Origin of the sequence: Brachybacterium tyrofermentans (genome assembly GCF_039526165.1) — a bacterium.
Lineage (GTDB): Bacteria > Actinomycetota > Actinomycetes > Actinomycetales > Dermabacteraceae > Brachybacterium > Brachybacterium tyrofermentans.
On record NZ_BAAAIR010000032.1, the window covers coordinates 189,776 to 214,286 of the forward strand.

The 24,511-nt window shown below is 70.8% G+C and carries 20 protein-coding genes; 16 read left to right on the top strand and 4 right to left on the bottom strand.

Annotation, left to right across the window (positions count from 1 at the left end; genetic code table 11):
* Window positions 1–8: 8 nt before the first annotated feature.
* From uvrC to secG, 8 genes are all read left to right on the top strand, one after another.
* The gene (uvrC, locus tag ABD093_RS06725) at window positions 9–1,949 is read left to right on the top strand and encodes an excinuclease ABC subunit UvrC (protein WP_343923306.1); all 1,941 of its coding nucleotides are present in this window, start codon (window positions 9–11) and stop codon (window positions 1,947–1,949) included.
* A 41-nt stretch (window positions 1,950–1,990) separates the two neighbouring features.
* Window positions 1,991–2,887 (top strand): RNase adapter RapZ, encoded by an 897-nt coding sequence (gene rapZ / locus ABD093_RS06730; protein WP_193117242.1) that lies wholly within the window; start codon window positions 1,991–1,993, stop codon window positions 2,885–2,887.
* Window positions 2,884–4,023, top strand: coding sequence for a gluconeogenesis factor YvcK family protein (locus tag ABD093_RS06735; RefSeq protein WP_193117241.1), 1,140 nt, complete (start codon window positions 2,884–2,886; stop codon window positions 4,021–4,023). Before rapZ ends, ABD093_RS06735 begins: the two co-directional genes overlap by 4 nt.
* The gene (whiA, locus tag ABD093_RS06740) at window positions 4,007–5,005 is read left to right on the top strand and encodes a DNA-binding protein WhiA (protein WP_193117240.1); all 999 of its coding nucleotides are present in this window, start codon (window positions 4,007–4,009) and stop codon (window positions 5,003–5,005) included. The genes ABD093_RS06735 and whiA overlap by 17 nt, the downstream gene beginning before the upstream one ends.
* A 148-nt stretch (window positions 5,006–5,153) precedes the next feature.
* Window positions 5,154–6,158, top strand: coding sequence for a type I glyceraldehyde-3-phosphate dehydrogenase (gap, locus tag ABD093_RS06745; protein ID WP_193117239.1), 1,005 nt, complete (start codon window positions 5,154–5,156; stop codon window positions 6,156–6,158).
* Between the two features lie 157 nt (window positions 6,159–6,315).
* Window positions 6,316–7,518 carry a phosphoglycerate kinase gene (locus ABD093_RS06750; RefSeq protein WP_343923310.1) on the top strand — a complete coding sequence of 401 codons (1,203 nt, stop codon included), beginning with the start codon at window positions 6,316–6,318 and terminating at the stop codon, window positions 7,516–7,518.
* Entirely contained in the window at window positions 7,515–8,288 is a 774-nt protein-coding gene (tpiA, locus tag ABD093_RS06755) for a triose-phosphate isomerase (RefSeq protein ID WP_193117238.1), read from the top strand. The genes ABD093_RS06750 and tpiA overlap by 4 nt, the downstream gene beginning before the upstream one ends.
* 127 nt (window positions 8,289–8,415) lie before the next feature.
* Window positions 8,416–8,658, top strand: coding sequence for a preprotein translocase subunit SecG (secG, locus tag ABD093_RS06760; protein WP_193117338.1), 243 nt, complete (start codon window positions 8,416–8,418; stop codon window positions 8,656–8,658).
* Between the two features lie 357 nt (window positions 8,659–9,015).
* Here the strand turns inward: secG and pgl are convergent, their stop codons facing one another.
* The 4 genes from pgl to tkt all read right to left on the bottom strand — a co-directional run bounded on the left by pgl (window position 9,016) and on the right by tkt (window position 15,746).
* The gene (gene pgl, locus ABD093_RS06765) at window positions 9,016–10,731 is read right to left on the bottom strand and encodes a 6-phosphogluconolactonase (protein WP_343923312.1); all 1,716 of its coding nucleotides are present in this window, start codon (window positions 10,729–10,731) and stop codon (window positions 9,016–9,018) included.
* The gene (gene zwf / locus ABD093_RS06770; protein ID WP_343923314.1) at window positions 10,728–12,290 is read right to left on the bottom strand and encodes a glucose-6-phosphate dehydrogenase; all 1,563 of its coding nucleotides are present in this window, start codon (window positions 12,288–12,290) and stop codon (window positions 10,728–10,730) included. The genes pgl and zwf overlap by 4 nt, the downstream gene beginning before the upstream one ends.
* Before the next feature lie 73 nt (window positions 12,291–12,363).
* On the bottom strand, window positions 12,364–13,476 hold the full coding sequence (tal, locus tag ABD093_RS06775) for a transaldolase (protein WP_343923316.1): 1,113 nt from the start codon (window positions 13,474–13,476) through the stop codon (window positions 12,364–12,366).
* Window positions 13,477–13,646: 170 nt separating this feature from the next.
* Entirely contained in the window at window positions 13,647–15,746 is a 2,100-nt protein-coding gene (gene tkt / locus ABD093_RS06780) for a transketolase (protein WP_193117234.1), read from the bottom strand.
* Window positions 15,747–16,045: 299 nt separating this feature from the next.
* Here tkt and ABD093_RS06785 point away from each other — a divergent pair, with 299 nt between their 5' ends.
* From ABD093_RS06785 to ABD093_RS06820, 8 genes are all read left to right on the top strand, one after another.
* Complete coding sequence (locus tag ABD093_RS06785; RefSeq protein ID WP_193117233.1) at window positions 16,046–16,999, top strand: heme o synthase; 954 nt, start codon at window positions 16,046–16,048, stop codon at window positions 16,997–16,999.
* A gap of 10 nt (window positions 17,000–17,009) precedes the next feature.
* The gene (locus tag ABD093_RS06790) at window positions 17,010–18,008 is read left to right on the top strand and encodes a site-specific tyrosine recombinase XerD (protein WP_193117232.1); all 999 of its coding nucleotides are present in this window, start codon (window positions 17,010–17,012) and stop codon (window positions 18,006–18,008) included.
* 182 nt (window positions 18,009–18,190) lie between these two features.
* A complete protein-coding gene (locus ABD093_RS06795) occupies window positions 18,191–19,063 on the top strand; it encodes a ParA family protein (RefSeq protein ID WP_319021554.1) in 873 nt (290 codons plus the stop codon).
* 86 nt (window positions 19,064–19,149) lie between these two features.
* Entirely contained in the window at window positions 19,150–19,962 is an 813-nt protein-coding gene (locus tag ABD093_RS06800) for a pseudouridine synthase (protein ID WP_319021553.1), read from the top strand.
* The gene (locus tag ABD093_RS06805; RefSeq protein WP_193117230.1) at window positions 19,959–21,068 is read left to right on the top strand and encodes a prephenate dehydrogenase; all 1,110 of its coding nucleotides are present in this window, start codon (window positions 19,959–19,961) and stop codon (window positions 21,066–21,068) included. Before ABD093_RS06800 ends, ABD093_RS06805 begins: the two co-directional genes overlap by 4 nt.
* Before the next feature lie 20 nt (window positions 21,069–21,088).
* Window positions 21,089–23,401: a bifunctional cytidylate kinase/GTPase Der gene (der, locus tag ABD093_RS06810; protein ID WP_343923319.1), complete on the top strand. Its 2,313-nt coding sequence runs from the start codon at window positions 21,089–21,091 to the stop codon at window positions 23,399–23,401.
* A gap of 63 nt (window positions 23,402–23,464) precedes the next feature.
* A complete protein-coding gene (locus tag ABD093_RS06815) occupies window positions 23,465–24,145 on the top strand; it encodes a TM2 domain-containing protein (protein ID WP_193117228.1) in 681 nt (226 codons plus the stop codon).
* A 32-nt stretch (window positions 24,146–24,177) separates the two neighbouring features.
* Window positions 24,178–24,480, top strand: a complete 303-nt coding sequence (locus ABD093_RS06820; protein ID WP_343923322.1) for a hypothetical protein — start codon at window positions 24,178–24,180, stop codon at window positions 24,478–24,480.
* Window positions 24,481–24,511 lie beyond the last annotated feature (31 nt).

Consider the following 24,511-nt stretch of genomic DNA (forward strand, 5'->3'; position numbering starts at 1 on the left):
CGCGAGCCATGGCTGATCCGTCGACCTACCGTCCCGAGCGGGGCACCATCCCCGTCCGCCCGGGGGTGTACCGCTTCCGGGACGAGCACGGGCGCGTCATCTACGTCGGCAAGGCGAAGAACCTCCGCCAGCGGCTCTCGAACTATTTCCAGGACCTCTCGGTGCTCCACGAGCGCACCCGGCGCATGGTCACCACCGCGGCGAGCGTGGAATGGACCGTCGTGGGCACCGAGGTCGAGGCGCTCACCCTCGAGTACACCTGGATCAAGGAGTTCGACCCGCGGTTCAACGTCAAGTTCCGCGACGACAAGTCCTATCCCTACCTGGCTCTCACGATGGGGGAGAAGGTGCCGCGGGTGCACATCACCCGTCGGCCGCGCGCCAAGGGCGATCGCACCTTCGGGCCCTACCCGCAGGTCGGCGCCATCCGCGAGACGCTCGACCTGATGCTGCGGGTGTTCCCGATCCGCTCCTGCACCGCCGGCGTGTACCGGCGGGCGGAGCGGTCCGGCCGGCCGTGCCTGCTGGGGTTCATCGGAAAGTGCTCCGCGCCGTGCGTCGGCGACATCACGCAGGAGGAGCATCGCCGCCTCGCGGAGCAGTTCGCGGACTTCATGGCCGGCAACACTGCGACCTACACCCGGCGCATCGAGAAGCAGATGCGCGACGCGGCCGCCGCCATGGACTACGAGACCGCCGCCGGGCTGCGCGATGACCTCGCGGCGCTGGACAAGGTCATGGAGAAGAACTCGGTGGTGCTCTCCGACGCCACCGACGCGGACCTCATCGGCCTCGCGCAGGATGAGCTCGAGGCGTCCGTGCAGGTCTTCCACGTGCGTGGGGGCCGGATCCGCGGCCAGCGCGGCTGGACCGCGGAGATCCTCGACGAGTCCAGCGCCCCGGACCTCATCGAGCGCGCCCTGACCACGCTGTACACCGAAGGCGCCGCACCCCGGGAGGTGCTGGTCCCCGTCCAGCCCACCAACCGCGAGCAGGTGCTCGCACTGATCGGGAAGCAGGTGGACCTGCGCATCCCGCAGCGAGGCGAGAAGAAGGACCTGCTGGCCACCGTCACCGACAACGCGGTCGACGCGCTGCGGCTCCACCGGCTCAAGCGCACCGGTGACATCACAGCACGCACCAAGGCCCTCGAGGACCTCGGTGAGGCGCTCGATCTCGCGGAGCCGCCCCTGCGCATCGAGTGCTATGACATCTCCCATTCCCACGGGACCAATGTCGTCGGCTCGCAGGTCGTCTTCGAGGACGGCCTGCCCAAGAAGAGCGAGTACCGGCGGTACTCGGTCAGCGGGGAGGCTGCGCGCGATGACACCGCGTCGATGTACGACGTCATCTCCCGCCGCCTGAAGCACCACCTGGATCCGCCGGAGAAGACGGAGGAGGAGTCGCGCCGCTTCGCGTACCCGCCCTCCCTGATCCTCGTCGACGGCGGCGCGCCGCAGGTGGCGGCCGCGCAGCGAGCCTTCGACGACCTCGGGGTCACCGATATCGCCCTGGCCGGCATCGCGAAGCGTCTGGAGGAGATCTGGCTCCCCGGGGACGAGTACCCGGTGATCCTGCCGCGCACCAGCGAGGCGCTCTTCCTCGTGCAGCGGCTGCGGGACGAGGCGCACCGCTTCGCGATCACCTACCACCGCTCCAAGCGGGGCCGGGCGATGCAGTCCAGCGCCCTGGACGGCATCCCCGGGCTCGGTCCGGCCCGTCGGCGCGCCCTGCTCGACGGATTCGTGACCGTCTCCGCGATCCGCGAGGCGGGCGAGGAGGAGCTGCAGGAGGTCGACGGGGTCGGGCCCGCGTTGGCCGCGCAGATCATGGTCGCGCTACGATCCGAGCAGGCGACCGACACGGACGCCGCGACGGATTCTCCACAGGGCGATGAACCGCTCGACGTCGCGGTCGACATGGCCACGGGCGAGATCCTCGACCGCTGACCCGCCCGTCCGCGTCGCCGTGACCCTGGAAGGAGCGCCTCGTGCACGACGAGTCCTCGCTGGCCCCTCGCTCCGACACGACGGGAGACGTCGTGATCATCACCGGTCTCGCGGGTGCCGGCCGTGAGACGGCCGCCCATGCCCTCGAGGACATGGGCTGGTACGTGGTCTACAACATCGCCCCGCAGCTGATCGGCACCCTCTACGAGCTGCGCGCCTCGGCCGTGGGCCGGGAGAACCGCTTCGCCGTCGTCGTCGATCCCCGCTCCGGCCCGTTCTTCTCCGAGCTCGCCGATGTGGTCGCCGAGCTGCGTCGCGCCGACCTCCGCCTGCGCCTGCTGTTCCTCACGGCCGACGAGTCCACCCTCGTGCGGCGCTTCGACTCCGTGCGTCGCCCCCATCCGCTGCAGGGCGAGGAGGGCGTGCTCGAGGGGATCCGCCGCGAACGCGAGATGCTCGCGCCCTACCGGGCGATGGCCGATCTGGTCATCGACACCTCCCCGCTGAACGTGCACCAGCTGACGATGAAGATGCGCACCGTCTTCGGGACCAGCGAGGAGCAGCAGCTCACCGTGACGATGCTGTCCTTCGGGTTCAAGTACGGGATCCCGCTCGAGGCCGATCACGTCAGCGACGTGCGCTTCATCCCCAACCCGTACTGGGTGCCCGAGCTGAAGCCCAAGCGCGGCACCGATCAGGAGGTCGCCGACTTCGTGCTCGGCGACGCCAACGCCGCCGAGTTCGTGGACAGGTACCTCGAGATGATCACGCCCGTGCTGCGTGGCTACAGCGCCGAGAACAAGCACTTCACCACCCTCGCCATCGGCTGCACCGGGGGCAAGCACCGCTCCGTCGCGGTCGCCGAGCGGATCGGTGACAGGCTCCGCAGCGCCGGCCATGCCGTCCGGATCCGGCACCGAGATCTGGGGCGCGAATGAGCACCATCGCCTCCCGCTCCGGCGGCCATCGCCTGCGCACCGCCGACCGGTCCGCCAGCGCCCGCCGCGGCCGCCGCGGTGACCCGCAGCGTCCCCTGCGCGTGGTAGCCCTGGGCGGCGGCCACGGGCTCGCCGCGAACCTGCGTGCGCTGCGCCTCCTGGCCGACGACATCACCGCCGTGGTCACCGTGGCGGACAACGGCGGCTCCTCCGGCAGGATCCGCACCGAGATGCCCGTGCTGCCGCCGGGCGACCTGCGGATGGCGCTGGCCGCGCTGTGCGAGGACTCCGACTGGGGATCCATCTGGGGCGACGTGATCCAGCATCGCTTCGAGACCGACGGCGAGCTCGACGGGCACGCGCTGGGCAATCTCCTGATCGTCTCCCTGTGGCAGATCCTCGGCGACCCGATCGAGGGCCTGGATCAGATGGCCGAGCTGCTCGGGGCACGCGGACGCGTGCTCCCGATGGCGCTCGAGCCCCTCGACATCGAGGCCGACGTGCGCGGCGGCGACGGTGAGCTGCGCACCGTCGCCGGGCAGTGGCAGGTCGCGACCGCCGAAGGACGGGTGGAGCAGGTGCGGCTGGACCCGCCGCGGCCCCGCGTGCCCGAGGCGGTGCTCGAGGCGATCGGGCGTGCCGACTGGATCATCGTGGGACCGGGCTCCTGGTACACCTCGGTGCTGCCGCACCTGATGATCCCGGAGATCGCCGAGGCGATCCGCACCAGTCCCGCCCGTCGCTGCATCACCACGAACCTGTCCGTCGGCTCGCAGGAGGCCGAGGGGATGACGAGCCTGGACATGCTGGAGGTGCTGCTCGAGCAGGCGGGGGACTGCCGTTTCGACGCCCTGCTGGCCGACCCCACGACCCTCGACGATGCGCTCGAGCTCTCCGAGGCCGCCGAGGCGCGCGGGATCCGCACGCTGCTGCGCCAGGTGAGCGTCGGGGACGGCCAGCCCCACCACGACCCGGTGCGCCTGGCCGCCGCCTATCGTGATCTCTTCGACGACGCCTACGGTGATGTCGAGTCGAATCCGAGCACGCGGGGCGACGCTGCCAGGGCCACCCCGTACAGTGCATCGACGGCGGACGCACCATCGAACGAGGAGGACCCGCATGGCACTGACGGGTGATGCCAAGGAGGAGCTGAGCCACCTCGAGGTGACACGGCCCTCCGCCCGCAAGGCGGAGGCCGCGGCGATGCTGCGCTTCGCCGGCGGTCTGCACCTGGTCGCCGGGCGGGTCGTGGTCGAGGCGGAGCTGGACTCCGCGGCCGTCGCCCGCCGGCTGCACGCGATCATCGGCGACATGTACGGCCATCGGGCCGATCTCGCGGTGCTCGCCCCGTCGGGGATCCGTCGCACCACGCGCTACATCGTGCGGGTGGACAGGGAGGGCGGCATGCTCGCCCGGCAGACCGGACTGCTCGACGCCCGGGGCCGGCCCGTGCGCGGCATGCCCCCTTTCGTGGTCGGCGGCGCCGCGGTCGATGCCGAGGCCGCCTGGCGCGGGGCCTTCCTCGCCCGGGGCACCCTCACCGAGCCCGGCAGGTCCTCGGCCCTCGAGCTGTCCTGCCCGGGGCCGGAGGTCGCCCTCGCCATGGTCGGCGCCGCCCGCCGTCTCGGAGTGGCCTCCAAGGCCCGTGAGGCCCGGGGTGCGGATCGGGTGGTGCTGCGCGACGGCGACGCGATCTCGACGCTCCTGACCCGGATGGGCGCCCACCAGACCGTCGTCACGTGGGAGGACCGCCGTACCAAGCGCGAGGTGAAGGCGACCGCGCACCGGCTGGCGAACTTCGACGACGCGAACCTCCGACGCAGCGCGCGGGCCGCCGTGGCCGCCGGGCAGCGCGTCCAGCGCGCGCTGGAGATCCTCGGGGACGACGTGCCCGAGCACCTGCAGGCCGCCGGACAGCTGCGCCTGGAGCACCGCCAGGCCAGCCTCGAGGAGCTCGGGCGCCTCGCAGACCCGCAGCTCACGAAGGATGCGGTCGCCGGGAGGATCCGTCGGCTGCTCGCCATGGCGGACAAGAAGGCCGACGATCTGGGGATGCCGGGCACCGAGGACGGCGTCAACGAGGAGCAGCTGCCGCCCTCTCCCGATCCCGTCTCCTGATCCCGGGGGATGAACGTCCTGCAGAAGCACTCTGTGACATTGATAGGATCGTCCCGGTCGTCGGTCACAGCCGGCGCCGTCCGAGCGTACGAGGGCGTGCGCGCCACTGTCCATATTTCGCAGATCCCCTGCGAATCTAGGAGGAACCGTGACCATTAAGGTCGGAATCAACGGATTCGGTCGTATCGGCCGCAATTTCCTGCGCGCCGCGCTCGAGCAGAAGGCTGACATCCAGATCGTCGGCGTCAACGACCTCACGAGCAACGCCACGCTCGCGAATCTCATCAAGTACGACTCGATCGGTGGCGTGCTCCCGTACGACGTCTCCTTCGACGACGACACCATCACCGTCGGCGAGACCACGATCAAGGCGTTCGCCGAGCGCGATCCCAAGAACATCCCGTGGGGCGAGATCGGCGCGGACGTCGTCATCGAGTCCACCGGCATCTTCACGGACGCCGAGAAGGCCAAGGCCCACCTCGAGGCCGGCGCCAAGAAGGTCATCATCTCCGCTCCGGCGAAGAACGAGGACGCGACCTTCGTGATCGGTGTCAACGAGGGCGACTACGACCCGGAGAAGCACCACATCGTCTCCAACGCGTCCTGCACCACCAACAGCCTCGCTCCCGTGGCCAAGGTGCTGAACGACGAGTTCGGGATCGTCAAGGGCCTCATGACGACCATCCACGCCTACACCTCCGACCAGGTGCTGCAGGATGGCCCGCACAGCGACCCGCGTCGTGCACGCGCCGCCGCGCTGAACATCATCCCGACCACCACGGGCGCGGCCAAGGCCGTCGCACTGGTGCTCCCGGAGCTCAAGGGCAAGCTCGACGGCTACTCGCTGCGCGTGCCGGTCCCGACCGGCTCGATCACCGACCTGACCTTCGAGGCGTCCCGCGAGGTCACCGCCGAAGAGGTCAACGCCGCGGTCAAGAAGGCGGCGGAGGGCCCCCTCAAGGGCATCCTGCGCTACACCGAGGACCCCATCGTGTCCAAGGACATCGAGGGTGACCCGCACAGCTCGATCTTCGATGCGCAGCTGACCAAGGTCAACGGCAACCTGGTGAAGATCTTCTCCTGGTACGACAACGAGTGGGGCTTCTCAAACCGCCTCGTCGAGCTCTCGCAGCTCGTGGGCAAGTCGCTCTGACTTCCCTCTGAAACCCGTGTCGTCCCCGGACGACCAGGACATCTCCGGAGCCCGCCGGTCGCCACCCCGAGGGGTCGGCCTCCGGCGGGCTCCGCTCGTCCCACGGCCGTCGCGGCGCCCCGGCGCCGCCCGGCCTCGAACCGAAGGAACACCTATCGTGCTGAAGACCATCGATTCGCTCGGAGAGCTGCGCGGCAAGCGCGTGCTCGTCCGAGCCGATCTCAACGTCCCGCTGGACGGCACCACGATCACCGACGACGGCCGCATCCGCGCCGCTCTGCCCACCCTCACCCGCCTCGTCGAGGCCGGTGCCCGGGTCGTGGTCATCTCCCACCTCGGTCGCCCCAAGGGCGCCCCGGAGGACAAGTACTCCCTCAAGCCCGTCGTGGGTCGGCTCGGCGAGCTGCTGGGCCAGGAGGTCGCCTTCGCGACGGACACCATCGGCGATTCCGCCCGTGGCGTCGTCGCCGCGCTTCAGGACGGCCAGGTCGCCGTGCTCGAGAACCTCCGCTTCAACCCGGGGGAGACGGCGAAGCAGGACGGTGAGCGCCACGTGTTCGCCCAGGCCCTCGCCTCCCTCGGCGATGCCTTCGTCTCCGACGGCTTCGGCGTCGTGCACCGCAAGCAGGCGTCCGTCTACGAGCTCGCCTCGCTGCTGCCCTCGGCGGCCGGCGAGCTGGTGCTGCGCGAGGTCGAGTCGCTGCGCAAGGTCACCGACTCACCGGAGCGTCCGTTCGTCGTGATCCTCGGCGGCGCGAAGATCGCCGACAAGCTCGGGGTCATCGACGCGCTGCTGGGCAAGGCGGACCGCATCCTCATCGGCGGCGGCATGGCGTACACCTTCCAGAAGGCGCTCGGCTACGAGGTCGGGCTGTCCCTGCTGGACGAGAGCAAGCTCGACGTGGTCCGTGAGTACATGGAGCGGGCCGAGAAGAACGGGGTCGAGCTGGTGCTGCCGGTCGATACCGTCGTCGCGCCCGAGTTCTCCGCCGACGCCCCGGCCACCGTGGTCAAGGCCACCGAGATCCCGGCCGACCAGGAGGGCATGGACATCGGCCCGGAGACCGCGAAGCTGTTCGCCGAGAAGGTCTCCGACGCCGCGACCGTGTTCTGGAACGGGCCCATGGGCGTGTTCGAGTTCGAGGCCTTCGCCGAGGGCACCAAGTCCGTCGCCGAGGTGCTCGCCACGGCCGACGGCTACACCGTGGTCGGCGGTGGCGATTCCGCCGCCGCGGTCCGCATCCTCGGATTCGATGAATCCGCGTACTCGCACATCTCCACCGGCGGTGGAGCGAGCCTCGAACTCATCGAGGGCAAGGACCTGCCGGGCATTTCGATCCTCGAGGAGGGCACCAAGTGAGCACCCGTACCCCGCTGATGGCGGGCAACTGGAAGATGAACCTCGACTGGAAGCAGGGCCTCGCCCTGGTCGAGGAGCTGGGCGACCAGCTCAAGGGCTTCAACACCGACGCGGTCGAGGCAGTCGTGCTTCCCCCGTTCGTCGACCTGCGCACCGTCCAGGTCGCCGTCGACGCCGGCAAGCTGCCGATCGCCTACGGCGCCCAGGACATCTCCGCCTTCGAGTCCGGTGCCTACACCGGTGAGGTCTCCGGCTCCATGCTGACGGCGCTCGGCGCGACCTATGTCGCGGTGGGGCACTCGGAGCGTCGCCAGTACCACGGCGAGGACGAGCAGGTCACGAGCGCGAAGGTGAAGGCCGCCTTCGCGGCGGGCCTCACCCCGATCCTGTGCGTCGGGGAGCCCCTCGAGGAGCGCAAGGCCGGCAACCACGTCGCGTACACCCTGGCCCAGCTCACGGGCGGCCTGGAGGGCGTGGACGCCGAGCAGGCGAAGCAGGTCGTCATCGCCTACGAGCCCGTCTGGGCCATCGGCACCGGCGAGGTCGCCAGCGCGGATGATGCGCAGGAGGTCTGCCACGCCATCCGTGAGGCGCTGCGCGAGCTCCACGGCGACGTCGTCGCCGATGCCGTGCGCGTCCTGTACGGCGGCAGCGTGAAGTCCTCGAACGTCGTCGAGCTGATGGGCAAGGCCGACGTCGACGGCGCCCTCGTCGGCGGCGCGTCGCTCAAGGCCGAGGAGTTCGCGAAGATCGTGGGCTTCCAGGGCTGAGAGCCCATCGCGCGGCTCCGCCCCGGCGAGAGCCGCGCCACGCGGGCCGGACCTGCTCGGGGTCCGGCCCGTGCCGTATGCTGGATCGGTCCGTCCGACCTCGTGGAAGGTGCTCGCCCTCGTGGATCTGCCCCTCCTGAAGCTCATCCTTCAGATCTCGCTGGCTGTTCTCAGCCTGCTCGCCATCATGTTCGTGCTCCTGCACAAGGGACGCGGCGGCGGCCTCTCCGACATGTTCGGCGGCGGCGTCTCCTCCTCGGCCAGCGCCTCCGGCGTGGCCGAGCGGAACCTCAACCGGCTGACCGTGACGGTCGCCGTGCTGTGGGGCGCGGCCTGCGTCGGTCTCGGCGTGGTGGAGCGCTTCCTCTGAGCGCTCACCCCTGACACTCCCACGACGGGCCGGTCACCGTGAGGTGATCGGCCCTTCGTGCTGTCCGGGGCGTTCGCTGCCCGCGGCACGTCGTGGGACCCGGAGCGGGGCGGCTCCGCTCAGTACGGGCCGTGGCCGTCAAGGTAGTGCAGGCGCGCCGCGAGATCTCGTTGCGCCCGCCTCTCCTGGATCAGGGAGGCGGCGATCCGGGAGCGAGTGGTGGCCAGCATGGTCAGATCTTCCCAGAACGTGGCTGAGCTTGGGACCGTTCCACCGCCGCGACGACGGACCGGCCGCCGCAGATCGAGGATCTGCGGCGGCCGGTCCGGGCTGTCAGCGGGTCAGGCGTCCAGCGGGTCAGTCATCCAGCCGGGAGGCCGCCGCGGTGTCGAGGAACCAGGTCGTCGACTCCAGGCCGCGCACGGCGGAGGCCGGCACGGGCCACGGGTTGATCTCCCCGTGGGCCGCCGCCACGGCCTCGGCCTTCTCCTCGCCGGCGACCAGGAGTGCCACGTGGCGGGCGGAGTTCAGGACCGGCCAGGTGAGCGAGATCCGCTCCGGCGGCGGCTTCGGCGAGTTCGTCACCGCGATGGCGCTCGCGCTGACGGATCGCTGATCCGAATGCTCCGGGAACAGGGAGGCGATATGGCCGTCGGGCCCGACCCCCAGCAGGAGCACGTCGAAGAACGCCCGGCCGCGGGTGCGGAAGGGCTCGTCGCCGCCAGAGAGGTCGAGCTGCTGCCCGTACCAGGCCGCGGCATCGTCCAGGGACATGCCGTCGGCGGGCGAGGGCATGACGTGGATGTTGCGCGCGGGCAGTCCGGCCTCCTGGAGCGGCTCCAGCAGGGGGTCGCGGACTCCGACCTCGTTGCGGTCGCTCGAGTCGGGGTCGACGAAACGCTCATCGCCCCACCAGATGTGCAGGCGGGAGACGTCGACACCCGCGGCGGAGAGCGCGGCGGGGAGTGCCTTCGCGGTCGCCGTGCCGACGGTGCCGCCGGTGACCACGAGGTGCGCGGAGGAGCGCGCCTCGAGGGCCGTGGCGAGCTGCGCCGCGGTGGCCTCTGCGGCGTCCGCCGCGACGGCCTCCGCATCGGCGCTGATCGAATCCGTCGGTGCCGGCTTCCCGCTGGCGTACGTGCCCATGTCGTCGATCCCGCTGAAGGCGGTGGCGAGGACCTCGCCGTAGACCTCGTCGGGGTCGAGCCGGCGCAGCTCCTCGGCGAGGAGCTCGTTCAGGGTGCGTCGCGGCATCGTCACGTGCTGACCGGAATCATCGGTCGGCAGCGTGAGCACGATGGCCTCGTCGCTGACGCGCGTGAGATCGATCGTGCCGTCCTCACGGGTCAGTCGCACGCCGTGCACCCCGGCGTAGTCGGGGGCGCCGTCCGAGGGGTCGACGATCTGCGCGTCGACGCCGAGGCTGCGCGAGAGCCACGCCGCCATGAGCACCACGGAGGGGTTCTCCTCGGAGCCAGCGACCTCGACCTTCGTGGGGACGGAGACCGGCGGGACCTCGTAGGCGCTCGCGACGAGCCCGCGCCAGCGGGTCAGCCGCGACCAGGCCAGGTCCGAATCGCCGTGGGAGTACCCGCGGCGGAGCCGCTTCAGGGTCGCGATGGGCCCGGAGCACGCCGCCGAGTCCGTGATGCGCCGCTGGGACATGGAGCCCAGCACGTCATGGACAGGGGAGGACGGAGCGGACTCCGGCCACCAGGTGACGATCGGGGCATCGGGCAGCAGGAGGGCCATGACCAGCGTGTCCAGGGACGCCATGATGTCGCCGCGGGCGCGCAGGATGACGATCTCGCCGGCTCCGGCATCGCGACCCACGCGGATCTCGGCATCCAGCCCGGAGGTCTCGGCGTCGGGGTCGGCATGGACCACGAGGACCCGGGCAGGGTGCTCGTGGCTCGCGCTGATGGCGGCGCCGAGGGGCTCCTCGATGTCGCCGGTCGCGATGATGATGAGCGTGAGGACACGGCCGATGGTGTTCGCACCGAAGGTCTCCCGCATCTCGATCATCGTCTTGTCGATGGCCGATGCGGTGGTGTCGGTCAGGGTGGTGATCACGGTCGCCTCCAGGTACGTCCGTCACGGGCGAGCATCTCGTGCGCGGTGTCGGGGCCCCAGGTTCCGGGGCGGTACGGCGCCGGCTTCATGTGCTCGGCCCAGTAGTCGGTGATGGGGTCGAGGATCTTCCAGGAGAGCTCGACCTCCTTCTGGCGGGGGAACAGCGGCGGATCGCCGAGCAGCATGTCCAGGATCAGACGCTCGTAGGCCTCCGGCGACTCCTCGGTGAAGTTCATGCCATAGGCGAAGTCCATGGTCACGTCCCGCACCTCCATCTGCGTGCCGGGCACCTTGGAGCCGAAGCGGATGGTCACGCCCTCGTCGGGCTGGACCCGGATGACGATCGCGTTCTGGCCCAGATCCGCCGTGTCGGTGGAACGGAATGGCAGGAACGGCGCCTGCTTGAACACCAGGGCGATCTCGGTGACCCGTCGTCCCAGGCGCTTGCCGGCGCGGAGGTAGAACGGGACGCCCGCCCAGCGGCGCGTCGCGATGTCCAGGCGCATGGCCGCGAACGTCTCGGTGGTGGAGTCGGCGGGGATGCCGTCCTCCTCCATATAGGGACGCACCTCCTCGCCGCCCTGCCAGCCGCCCACGTACTGGCCGCGGGCGGTGTGCTCCCCGAGGTCCTCGGGGAGCTCGATCGCGGAGAGCACCTTCTCCTTCTCCGCCCGCAGATCCGAGGCGCGGAAGGAGACCGGCTCCTCCATCGCCGTCAGGGCGAGCAGCTGGAGCAGGTGGTTCTGGATGACGTCGCGGGCGGTGCCGATGCCGTCGTAGTAGCCCGCGCGCGATCCGATGCCGATGTCCTCGGCCATCGTGATCTGCACGTGGTCGACGTAGCCGGCGTTCCACACCGGCTCGTAGAGCTGGTTGGCGAAGCGCAGCGCGAGGATGTTCTGCACCGTCTCCTTGCCGAGGTAATGGTCGATGCGGAAGACGTCCTCGGGACGGAAGACCTTCTCGACGACGTCGTTGAGCTCGCGGGCGGAGGCGAGGTCGTGGCCGAAGGGCTTCTCGATGACGACGCGGCGCCAGGAGCCGTCGCGCGGGGTGTTGAGCCCGGACTCGGCGAGCTGGCCGCACACCTTGGGGAAGGCGTCCGGCGGGATCGACAGGTAGAAGGCGTGGTTGCCGCCCGTGCCCCGGGTGCGGTCGAGCTCGCCGACGACCTCGGTGAGCTTCTCGAAGGCGGCGGAGTCGTCGAAGGTGCCGGTGACGAAGCGGAGCCCGCCGCGCAGCTGCTCGAACACGCTCTCCGAGAAGCCGGTGCGGGAGTGCTCGGACACGGAGGTGCGCACGTAGTCGGCGAAGTCGTCGTCGGACCAGTCACGACGGCCGAAGCCGACGAGGCCGAAGCTGGGGGGCAGCAGGCCGCGGTGGGTGAGGTCGTAGATCGCCGGGAGGAGCTTCTTCCGGGCGAGGTCGCCGGTGACGCCGAACATCACCATGGAGCTGGGCCCGGCGATGAGGGGGAGTCGGCGGTCGCGGGGATCGCGCAGCGGGTTGAGGCGGTCCTCGGCGTCGGCCCCGGCAGGGGGAGTGGAGGTATCGGTCACGATGGTCCTTTCTCGGACACGGACGGCAAGAGCACGGCCCGCCCCGGAGGGCTGGACCGTGCTCGTGGGGAACTCAGGCGCGGGCGGAGTCGATCGATTCCGACACGGTCGCGAGGAGCTCCTCCCAGGCCTTCTCGAACTTCTCGACACCTTCGCGCTCGAGGAGTGCGAAGACGTCGTCAAGGTCCACGCCCGCGGCGGCGACGCGCTCGAGCACGCCCTCGGCGGAGGTGGCGATCTCGGCGTTCAGCGAGGCGGCGGGCTCGGAGTGATCGGCCGTCGCGTCGAGGGTCTTCTCGGGCATCGTGTTCACGCTCGGATCGGCGACGAGGTTGTCGACGTAGAGAGTGTCGGAGTACTCGGGGTTCTTCACGCCGGTCGAGGCCCACAGCGCCCGCTGCACGTTCGCGCCCTTCGCGGACAGCGCCGAGTAGCGCTCCGAGCCGAAGGCCTCGAGGTACTTGCCGAAGGCCGCCTGGGCGTTGGCCACGCCGGCGGCGCCCTGCAGGGACACGGCCTCGCCGCCCAGATCGGTCAGACGCTTGTCGATCTCCGCGTCCACGCGGGAGACGAAGAAGGAGGCGACCGAGTGGATCGTCGAGAGATCCTTGCCGGCCGCTGCGGCCTGCTCGAGGCCGGTGAGGTAGGCGTCGATGACCTCCTCGTAGCGGGCCACCGAGAAGATCAGGGTCACGTTGACGCTGATGCCTTCGGCGATGGCCGCGGTGATGGCGGGCAGGCCCTCGACCGTGGCGGGGATCTTGATCATGACGTTCTCGCGACCGACGACCTCGTACAGGTGCTTGGCCTGCGCGATGGTCTTCTCGGTCTCGTGGGCGAGGCGGGGATCGACCTCGATGCTCACGCGGCCGTCGAAGCCGTGGGAGGTCGTGTACACGTCCGCGAAGAGGTCCGCGGCGCGGCGCACATCATCGGTCGTGACGGTCTCGACGACCGCGTCGACGTCCTTGCCCTCGCCGGCGAGGCGGGCGATGTCGGCGTCGTACTCGGAGCGGCCGGAGATGGCCGCCTGGAAGATCGACGGGTTCGTCGTCACGCCGACGATGTTGCGGGTGTCGATGAGCTCCTGCAGGTTGCCGGAGTCCATGCGCTGGCGCGAGAGGTCGTCGAGCCAGATGGAGACGCCGGCATCGGAGAGGGTCTGCGTGCGGGGATTCTGGGTCATGTGCGTTCCTTCCGGGCGCTGCGCGCCCTGTGTCGAACTGCTGGTGTCCTGCTCAACGAGATCCGGGACGGCACCCTTCCCACCTGTGGCGGAAGGAACGTCGAGCGATGGGGCGGGCAGGACGGAGGAGAGGTGCGGGGCGGGGCCCGGAGGCCCCGCCCCGCGGTCGATCAGGAGCCTGCTGCGGAGAGCGAGTCCTTCGCGGCGGCCACGACGGCCTCCGGCGTGAAGCCGTACTCACGGAACAGGGTCTTCGCATCGGCCGAGGCGCCATAGTGCTCGAGCGAGACCGCGCGGCCGTGGGTGCCGAGGAAGCGGTACCACGGCATGGCGATGCCGGCCTCGACGGAGACGCGGGCGGTGACCGAGGAGGGGAGCACGGACTCCTTGTAGTCCTCATCCTGCTCGTCGAACCACTCGACGGACGGCATCGAGACCAGGCGCGTGGGCGTGCCCTCGGCCTCGAGCTGCTTCTGCGCCTCGGCGGCGTACTGCACCTCGGAACCGGTGGCGATGAGGATGACCTCCGGCGTGCCGGTGGAGGCGTCCTTCATGACGTACCCGCCCTTGGCGAGGTTCTCGGCGCCGGCGTACTCGCTGCGGTCGAAGGTGGGCATCGCCTGACGGCTGAGGATCAGGCCGACGGGGCCGTTGTCCCGCTCGAGCAGGATCTTCCAGGCCTGAGCCGTCTCGTTGGCGTCCGCCGGGCGCACGATCGAGAGGTTCGGGATCGCCCGGTAGGCGGCCAGGTGCTCGACCGGCTGGTGGGTCGGGCCGTCCTCGCCGAGGCCGACGGAGTCGTGGGTCCACACGTAGGTGGCCGGGACCTTCATCAGCGAGGCGAGGCGCACTGCGCCGCGCATGTAGTCGGCGAACTGGAAGAAGGTGCCGCCGTACGGACGGGTCAGCCCGTGCAGCGAGATGCCCGAGAGGATCGCGCCCATCGCGTGCTCGCGGATGCCGAAGTGCAGCGTGCGGCCGTACTCGTCACCGGCGAACTCGGAGGAGCTGTACTCCTTGGGGAGGAACGAGGGCTCGCCCTTCATCGTGGTGTTGTTGGAGCCCGCGAGGTCGGCGGAGCCGCCCCACAGCTCGGGCATGACGGAGGCGAGCTCGCCCAGCACCTTGCCGGAGGCGGCGCGGGTCGCGATGCCCTTCTCGTCGGCCTCGAAGGCCGGGAAGGCCTCGGCGAAGCCCTCGGGGAGCTCACGGGAGACGAGACGGTCCAGCAGGGCTGCCGCGTCAGCGTTCGCGGAGCGCCAGGCCTGGTAGCCCGTGTCCCACTCGGCCTTGTCGGCGGCGGCGCGCTCGGCGAGGGAGCGGGTGTGGGCCAGCACGTCCTCGTCAACCTGGAACTGCTGCTCCGGATCGAAGCCGATGGCCTTCTTCAGGCCGGCGACGCCCTCGGCACCGAGCTTGGCGCCGTGCACGGTGTGGCTGCCGGCGAGCTCGGGAATGGGCCAGCCGATGACGGTGCGCAGCTGGATGAAGGTGGGCTTGTCGGTGACCTTCTGGGCCTCGAGGATCTCGGCCTTCAGCGCCGCGACGTCCTCGACGTACCCCGTGCCTCCGTTGGTCCAGTCCACGGTCCGGACGTCCCAGCCGTAGGCGGCGTAGCGGGCCGCGGTGTCCTCGGTGAACGCGATCGAGGTGTCGCCCTCGATGGAGATCTCGTTGTCGTCCCACAGGACGATGAGGTTGCCCAGCTGCTGGGTCCCGGCGAGCGAGCTCGCCTCGCTGCTGACGCCCTCCTCGAGGTCGCCGTCGGAGGCGATCACGTAGGTGAAGTGGTCGAAGGGGCTGGTGCCCGGTGCCGCCTCGGGATCGAGCAGGCCGCGCTCGCGGCGCTGGGCCATCGCGAAGCCGACGGAGGAGGAGATGCCCTGGCCGAGGGGGCCGGTCGTGATCTCGACGCCCTTGGTGTGGAAGTTCTCGGGGTGGCCCGGGGTCTTCGAGCCCCAGGTGCGCAGCTCCTCGATGTCCTTCTTCTCGAGGCCGAAGCCGCCGAGGTAGAGCTGGATGTACTGGGTGAGGCTGGAGTGCCCGGCGGACAGCACGAAGCGGTCGCGGCCCAGCCAGCTCGGATCGGTCGGATCGTGACGCATCACGTCCTGGTAGAGGAGGTACGCGGCGGGTGCGAGGCTCACGGCGGTGCCGGGGTGGCCGTTGCCGACCTTCTCGACCGCATCCGCAGCCAGGACGCGGACGGTGTCCACTGCGCGCTTGTCGAGCTCGGTCCAGCCCTCGGGGGCCTTGAACGTTTCGGTCACGTCGATTGCTTCCTTTCACCGGAGTGCGGCCGCGATGGCCGCTCGGACGACAGCTTCGGCAGATCACCCTCGACGGGGTCCGTCGCGATGGGGGTCCACGCGAAGCGATGGCTCTACCTTAGTAGGGCCGGGGCCCATTCACCGCTCCCGTCCAGCCAGTTGCCTCGCCGCGGCCCTGCGGTGTGCCCGTACGGTGCCGGGACTCACCCTGTGAACACTGGGTTCGCACAGCTCGAGCACCTAGACTGGTCGGGTTCACGCGACGGCAGCGTCGCGCTCAGGAGGAAGGACGGTGGGCGGTGACCGCCACCCAGGGAGCTTCGATCCGGCACGCAGGGCAGGGCGGTGACCACACCCCGCAACGCACTGCGCGGTCCGTGATCCGTGCGTACGTCGCCCTCACCAAGCCGCGGATCATCGAACTGCTGCTCATCACGACGATCCCGACGATGTTCCTCGCCGCAGGCGGATTCCCGTCGTGGTGGCTGATCGTCGCGACGCTGGTGGGCGGCTATCTCGCCGCTGGCGGCGCCAACACGCTGAACATGTATCTCGACCGCGACATCGACGCGAAGATGAAGCGCACGCGGAACCGTCCGCTCGTCACGGGCGAGATCTCCCCACGGGCGGCGCTGGTGTTCGGCATCGCGCTCTCCATCGGGTCCACCCTCTGGCTGGGCCTCCTGGTCAATTGGATGTCGGCCGCCCTCGCGCTGGGCGCCATCCTGCTCTACGTCGTCTTCTACACGATGATCCTCAAGCGTCGCACCAGCCAGAACATCGTCTGGGGCGGCGTCGCCGGCTGCATGCCGGTGCTGATCGGCTGGTCCGCGGTGACCGGCACGGTCTCGTGGACCGCGGTGCTGCTGTTCCTGGTGATCTTCTTCTGGACGCCCCCGCACTACTGGCCGCTGGCCGAGAAGTTCTCCCAGGACTACGCCGACGCCGGCGTGCCGATGCTCCCCGTGGTGGCCACGCGCACGAGCGTCGCCGGGCAGATGATCATGCACACGTTCCTCATGATCGCCGCGAGCCTCGCGATCATCCCGCTGGGGGAGACCGGCTGGGTCTACGGGGTCAGCGCCGTGGCCGTCGGCGCCTGGTTCGCCTTCCTCGTGATCCGGTACGCGGTGCGCGTTCGTCGTGGTCTGAGCGGCAAGAAGCTCGGCCCGATGACCGTCTTCCACGGGTCGATCACCTACCTCACGCTGCTCTTCGTGGCCCTCGCGATCGATCCCTTCGTCACGCTGTGAGCCTGGCCCTGTGACGCCGGGGGGTGATCCGCGACCATCCCGGGAGCAGGCCGCCCTGCGCCCCGGGGACAGCCGGATCCTCGAGCAGTACCTGAGCCATCTGCGCATCGAGCGCGGCCTCTCGGCGAACACGCTCGCCGCCTACCGTCGGGACCTGACCCGCTACCTCTCGCATCTGGCCCATGCCGAGATCGACCCGGTCGCGGTGGATCCTCAGGTCCTTTCGGCGTGGCTGCAGGCTCTCCGCACCGGGGCCGACGGCGGCTCGGCGCTGTCCGCGGCCTCCGCGGCACGGTCGCTCGCCGCGGTGCGCGGCCTGCACAGCTTCCTCGATGCCGAGCGCGTCTCGACCACCGGCGATCCCGCGCGCCTGGTCCCCACACCATCACTGCCCTCCCGCCTGCCGCACCCCCTGGCCATCGACCAGGTCGAGGCGCTGCTGGAGGCGGCAGGTCGGCCCGGCACCGGACGGGACTCCGCGCAGCGGGCGCTGCGCGACCGCGCGCTCCTCGAGCTGCTCTACGGGATCGGTGCCCGGATCTCCGAGGCGACCGGTCTGGACCTCGATGACGTGGACCGCGAGCAGCGCTCGGCGCTCCTGCGGGGCAAGGGTGACAAGCAGCGGGTGGTACCGGTCGGGCGGTTCGCGCTCGAGGCGCTGGATGCGTACCTCACCCGCGGCCGACCGGCCCTGGCGGCCCGGGGGACCGGCACGCCGGCCGTCTTCCTCGGATCCCGCGGCACCCGCCTGACGCGTCAGGCCGCCTGGCAGGTGGTCCGGCGCGCGGCGGAGGCCGCGGAGCCGGCGCTCACGGAGCCCATCAGCCCGCACACGCTGCGCCACTCCTATGCGACGCATCTGCTGCACGGCGGTGCCGATGTGCGCAGCGTCCAGGAGCTGCTGGGGCATGCCTCGGTCACCACGACGCAGCTCTACACGCAGGTGACGGTCGACTCGCTGCGCGAAACGCATGCGAGCGCCCACCCCCGTGCTCAGCGGGGGGCTTAGACTTGTCCGGCATGGCGCCGAGGGAGGACGAGAACAGACCTGTCCGCCCGGATCGCCGCCCCCAAGACCTCGACGACTGCTCGCAGCCGCCGCTCCCCGGGCTGGGACCCGTGGCCCGCCGTCCCCACGGCGGCCCGTCCCTCCCGCGCACAGCCCCTCGACGCCGACGACAGGACAACGACGTGAGCTCGACCTCCAACCAGCAGCTGGACATCGACCTCGGCCCCACCGGCCGACCGATGCCGGAGCTGCCGGAGCCAGCCCCTCTCGACGGTCACGGACCGGCTCGGATCATCTCGATGGTGAACCAGAAGGGCGGCGTGGGGAAGACCACGAGCGTCATCAACCTCGGCGCCGCCCTCGCGGAGCTGGGCCGCAAGGTGCTCCTGGTGGACCTCGACCCGCAGGGTGCGCTCAGCGCCGGGACCGGGGTGAACCCGTACGAGCTCGACGTCACGGTCTACAACCTGCTCATGGATCGGCAGCACGACGTGCGCGACGTCATCCAGACCACCTCCACCGAGAACCTCGACGTGCTCCCGGCGAACATCGACCTGTCCGCCGCCGAGGTTCAGCTGGTCAACGAGGTGGCTCGCGAGATGGCGCTCGCCCGCGTGCTGCGCCCGGTCGCGGACGAGTACGACGTGATCATCATCGACTGCCAGCCGTCCCTGGGCCTGCTCACGGTCAACGCGCTCGCGGCCAGCCACGGCGTGATCATCCCGCTCGAGGCCGAGTACTTCGCCCTGCGCGGTGTGGCCCTCCTGGTGGAGACCATCGAGAAGGTGCAGGACCGCATCAACCCGCGCCTGGAGATCGACGGGATCGTCATCACGATGTTCGATCCCCGGACCCTCCACGCCCGCGAGGTGTGCCAGCGCGTCGTGGAGGCGTTCCCCGACAAGGTCTTCCACACCACGATCAACCGCACCGTGAAGTTCCCGGACGCCTCGGTCGCCGCGGAGCCGATCATCTCCTTCGCGGGGTCCACCAAGGGCGCCGACGCCTACCGGCAGCTGGCACGGGAGCTCATCTCCCGCGGCGCGGCAGCCTGATGGCCGGTCCCACGGCGGAGGCCGGGCGTCCGGGTGCCTCGGGTCGGGGACCGCGTCGTCGCAGCGCCTTCACCCCGCCTCGCACCGTGAAGCTGCGCGACGACCAGGGGTCGCCGCGCCCGAAGGCCGATCGGTCCGCGGACGGCGACGGGCCGGATCTCCACCAGGAGGGTGCGGAGCGGCTGCAGAAGATCCTGGCCCGCGCCGGTTTCGGCTCCCGGCGCGCGTGCGAGACGCTGATCTCCACCGGCCGCGTGATGGTCGACGGCGCTGTGGTGAGCGAGCAGGGCATCCGCATCGAGGCGTCGGCCCACGTGATCCACGTCGACGGCCGCCGCCTCCAGCTGGACGACGCCAAGGTGACCGTCGTGCTCAACAAGCCGCGCCACGTCGTCTCCGCCATGAGCGATCCGGAGGGCCGGCGCGACCTCGCCGAGTTCACCGCGCCCTTCTCCCAGCGTCTCTACCACGTGGGGCGGCTGGACTACGAGACCGAGGGGCTGCTGCTCCTGACCAACGACGGCGAGCTCGCCCACCGCCTCACCCACCCCAGCTTCGAGGTCGAGAAGACCTACGTCTGCCGCTTCGACGCCCCCGGAGGCCCGCCCCGCGGGCTCGTGAAGGTCCTGCGCGACGGCGTGGAGCTCGAGGACGGCCCCGCCCACGCCGATCGTGCCCGGGTGCTCGCGCAGGACGGCCGCGAGGCCGTCGTCGAGGTCACCCTCCACGAGGGCCGCAATCGCATCGTGCGCCGGATGTTCGCCTCCCAGGGCTTCGAGCTGACGGCGCTCATGCGCACCCGGATCGGCCCTGTCGTGCTCGGCGATCTCGCCGCGGGGGAGACCCGCGAGCTGACGGGACGCGAGCTCGGCACCCTGATGGCCGAGGTCGGCCTGTGACGACTCTGGTGCCCTCGCCCGTGCGCGTCATCGGCACGGGCCTCATCGGCGGATCCCTGGGCATGGCGCTCGGGCGGGCGGGGGCCGCGGTCCAGGTCGAGGACGTCTCCCCGGGCACCACCGCCCTCGCCGTCGAGCTCGGGGTCGGGGCTCTCCCCGCCCCCGAGGATCCGGCGCCGCAGCTCGTGCTGGTGGCCGCGCCGCCTGACGTCGCCGCCCAGGTCATCGACCGGGCGCTGCGCACCTGGCCCGAGGCGGTCGTCGCCGATGTGGCGAGCGTGAAGACCACGGTGCTCGAGGGCGTGAGGGCGCTCGCCCGGGCCGAGGACCTCCCGCGCTACATCGGCGCCCACCCGATGGCCGGCCGCGAGGTCTCCGGCGTGATCGCCGCCCGGGGGGACCTCTTCCAGGGCCGCCCCTTCGTGATCGTCCCGCACCCCGGCACGGTGCCCGAGGCCGTGACCGCGCTGAAGGGCCTGGCCACCGAGATCGGGTCCGTCCCGGTGACGATGGACGCCTCCGCGCACGACACGGCGGTCGCCCATGTCTCGCACGTCCCGCAGGTGATGGCGAGCCTGGTGGCGGGCACCCTCCTGGAGCCCACCGAGGCGGCGCTCGGACTGGCCGGGCAGGGTCTGCGGGACACCACCCGGATCGCGGACTCCGATCCGCGCCTCTGGGTCGAGATCCTCGGCGCGAACGCCGCGGCGGTCGCCGATGTGCTCGGCGACGTGCGCGTGCGCCTCGACGACATCCTGGCTGCGCTCGACTCGCTGCGCGGCTCCCCGGATCCCTCCATCGGCTCACGACGGGCGCTGGCGGGACTCATCGCCGACGGCAACCGCGGGGTGCGACGCATCCCGGGGAAGCACGGCGGCGGCACCGACGCCTTCGCGACCGTGACCGTGCTGGTCCCGGACCGCCCCGGCGAGCTGGCGCGGCTGCTCACGGAGATCGGGCAGATCGGCGTCAACCTCGAGGACCTCCGCCTCGAGCACGAACTGGGACGCGCGGTGGGCCTCGCGCACGTCGCGATCGACGCCACGCGTGAGGACCTGCTCACGCGATCGCTCGCGGAACGTGGTTGGACCGTCGCCGACGCCTGAGCGACCCCTATCCTTGGGGGATGCACACCAGCGCGCCGCACGACCCCTCCGCCCTCGCGAGCCCGGAGCCCGGGGCCGGCATCACCATCGCGATCGACGGCCCGGCCGGCTCCGGCAAGTCGACCGTCTCCCGCCTTCTCGCCGAGGCCCTCGACGGCGGGATCCTCGACACCGGTGCGATGTACCGCGCCGTCGCCTGGACCTGCCTCGAGCAGGGCATCGACCTTGCGGATCGGGACTCCGTCGCGGCGGTCGCCGACTCCCTGGACCTGGACCTGGGCACCGACCCGGAGGGCGCGACGGTCGTCGTCGGCGGCACCGACATCACGACCGAGATCCGCACGCAGCGGATCTCCGAGCAGGTCAGCGCCGTCGCCACGAACACCCTGGTGCGCGCGATCCTCCAGCGCCGACAGCGCGAGGTCCTGTTCGCGACCGCGGCCGAGCGCGGATTCTGCGTCGCCGAGGGCCGCGACATCACGACGGTGGTCGCCCCCGACGCCCAGGTGCGCGTCCTGCTGACCGCGTCCGACCAGGAGCGGATGAGACGTCGGGCCAGCGAGCTCGACCTCGAGGACTCCGAGGAGACCCGCGCCGCCATGGCTGACCAGGTGCTGCGCCGGGACCGCGACGACTCCACCGTCTCGGAGTTCCTGACCGCCGCCGAGGGCGTGCACACGGTCGACACCACCGGTCTGGACGTCCCGGACGTCGTCGAGCGCGTGCTCATACTGGTGGCGGAGGCTGAGGAGGCCGAGGAGAGCGCCCTCCACGGCGCGCCCGAGCCCGCCCCGCGCGCCGCTGAGCCCGTCGCCGGCCTCGGCGGCTCGACCGGTGCCGACGACGCGCACGACTCCACCGGCTCGACCGACTCGACTGGCTCGACGGACTCCGACGGACCGTCCGACGAGGACGTCGAGTCCGCACTGCGCGCTGGGCTCTCCGGCTACGACCTGGACGAGGAGGACCTGGCCCTGCTCGAGGGCGAGGACGCCGACGACCCCCGTCCCTCCGTGCAGCGCAACCTGCCGGTCGTCGCGGTCGTCGGCCGCCCCAACGTCGGCAAGTCGACCCTGGTCAACAGGATCCTCGGTCGCCGTGAGGCCGTGGTCGAGGACCGCCCCGGCGTCACCCGCGACCGCGTGTTCTACGAGGCGGAGTGGGCCGGCAAGGACTTCTGGCTCGTGGACACCGGCGGCTGGGAGGACCGTGTCCAGGGCATGGCCTATCGCGTCGCCGAGCAGGCGGAGGTCGCCATCTCCCTGGCCGACGTCGTGATGTTCATCGTCGATGCGAACGTCGGCATCACCACGACCGACGAGCAGCTCCTCAAGGTGCTGCGCACGGCCAAGTGCCCGGTGGTGCTGGTCGCCAACAAGGTCGACGACCAGCGCGGAGAGCTCGAGGCCGCAGGACTGTGGAACCTCGGCCTCGGCGAGCCGTTCCCCGTCTCCGCCCTCCACGGGCGCGGCTCCGGCGACCTGCTGGACGCGATGCTCGCGGCGATGCCGGAGGAGGGACGGGGCGCCCCGGTCGACAACGGGCCGCGACGCGTCGCGCTGGTGGGTCGGCCCAACGTGGGCAAGTCCTCCCTGCTGAACCGCCTGGCCAAGGAGCAGCGCGTCGTCGTCGACGACGAGGCCGGCACCACCCGCGATCCGGTCGACGAGAGGATCACCCTCGCCGGCAAGGACTGGACCTTCGTGGACACCGCCGGGATCCGTCGGCGCGTCCTGCAGTCGCAGGGAGCGGACTACTACGCCTCGCTGCGCACCCGGGCCGCCCTGGATCGTGCCGAGGTGGCCGTGGTGCTGCTGGAGGCCTCGGAGCCCATCTCCGCCCAGGACCTCAAGATCATCGACATGGTGCTGGAGTCGGGCCGTGCGCTCGTGCTCGCGTTCAACAAGTGGGACCTCATCGATGAGGAACGTCACAAGCAGCTGGAATGGGAGATCGAGAAGGATCTCGCGCACGTGGCCTGGGCCCCGCGCGTGAACATCTCGGCCCAGACGGGCCGTCACGCCGACCGTCTCGTGCCCGCGATCGAGCGTGCCCTGGAGTCGTGGGACATCCGGATCCCCACCGGGCGCCTCAACGCCTTCCTGGGCACCCTGGTCGCGGCGCATCCGCACCCCCTGCGCGGCGGCAAGCAGTCCCGCATCCTCTTCGCGACGCAGGCCCGCACCCGTCCGCCCCGCTTCGTGATCTTCGCGAGCGGGTTCCTCGAGCACGGGTACCGGCGATTCATCGAACGCCGCCTGCGCGAGGACTTCGAGTTCACCGGGTCGCCGATCGTGATCGGTGTGCGGATCCGCGAGAAGCGCCGCCGCTGAGCGCACGCCGGGCCAGGCGGGCCCGGCGTGCTGAGGTGGCCGGTGAGCCAGTAGTCTGGGGACATGAGCACCCCGAGCGACAACGGCCCCTGGACGCCTCAGGGCGGCGACGACGCCCAGCAGGCGGGGCAGGGGACCCCTGGTCAGGACCCGTGGGCCGCCCCGCAGGATGCCCAGCCCGCACAGGACCCGTGGGCGCAGCCGCAGGACGGTCAGCAGAACCCCTACGGCGCGCCCGGTGGCGAACAGGGCGATCAGCAGTACGGCCAGCAGAACTCCTACGGTGCCCCGCAGGCCGGACAGCCCGCGGCCCAGCAGCCGTACGGCCAGGGATCGGGCGCGTCGGCGTCGGACCCGTACGGCCAGGCGTCCGGTGCGGGCCAGCAGAACTGGACCCCGGCCGGTGGGCCCGTCCCGTCGGGCGCAGATCCCTTCGGACAGCCCGGCGCCGCCGGATACGGTCCGCAGAGTGGCCCGCAGGGCGGCCAGCCGGCCCCGATGGGGGCCCCGCACGATCCCCAGGCGCAGAGCCGCCTCGTGGTCGGCCTGCTCGGCATCTTCCTCGGCGGCTTCGGTGTGCACCGCTTCCTGCTGGGCTACACCACCATCGGGATCGTCCAGATCCTCGTCACCCTGATCACCTGCGGGTTCGGTGCGTGGTGGGGCATCATCGAGGGCATCATGGTGCTCGCGAAGTCGCCCACCTTCGAGCGTGACGCCCGCGGTCGTCCGCTCACCGACTGACCCGTGATCGACCACGCCGCCGGAGGAGCACGATGAGCTATCCGCCCCAGGAATATTCCCCCGATCGGGGATCCATCCAGACCAGCGCGATCTGGTTGATCGTCGTCGGATTCCTCTGCGGAGGGACCATCCCGGCGATCTTCGGGATCATCGCCCTCGTGCAGCTGAACGCGGACCCGCGGCAGGCCCAGCAGATGAACAAGGTCGGCTGGATCATCTTCTGGGTGCTCCTCGGCGTGGGGCTCCTGATCGCCCTCGCCTATGTCGTGTTCATGGTCTTGGCGTTCGGCCTCGCGTTCCTGCCTGTCATCCTGGCTCTTCCCGGTTCGTGGTGATGGGGAGCGTCGCGTCGTTGACGTAGAACGG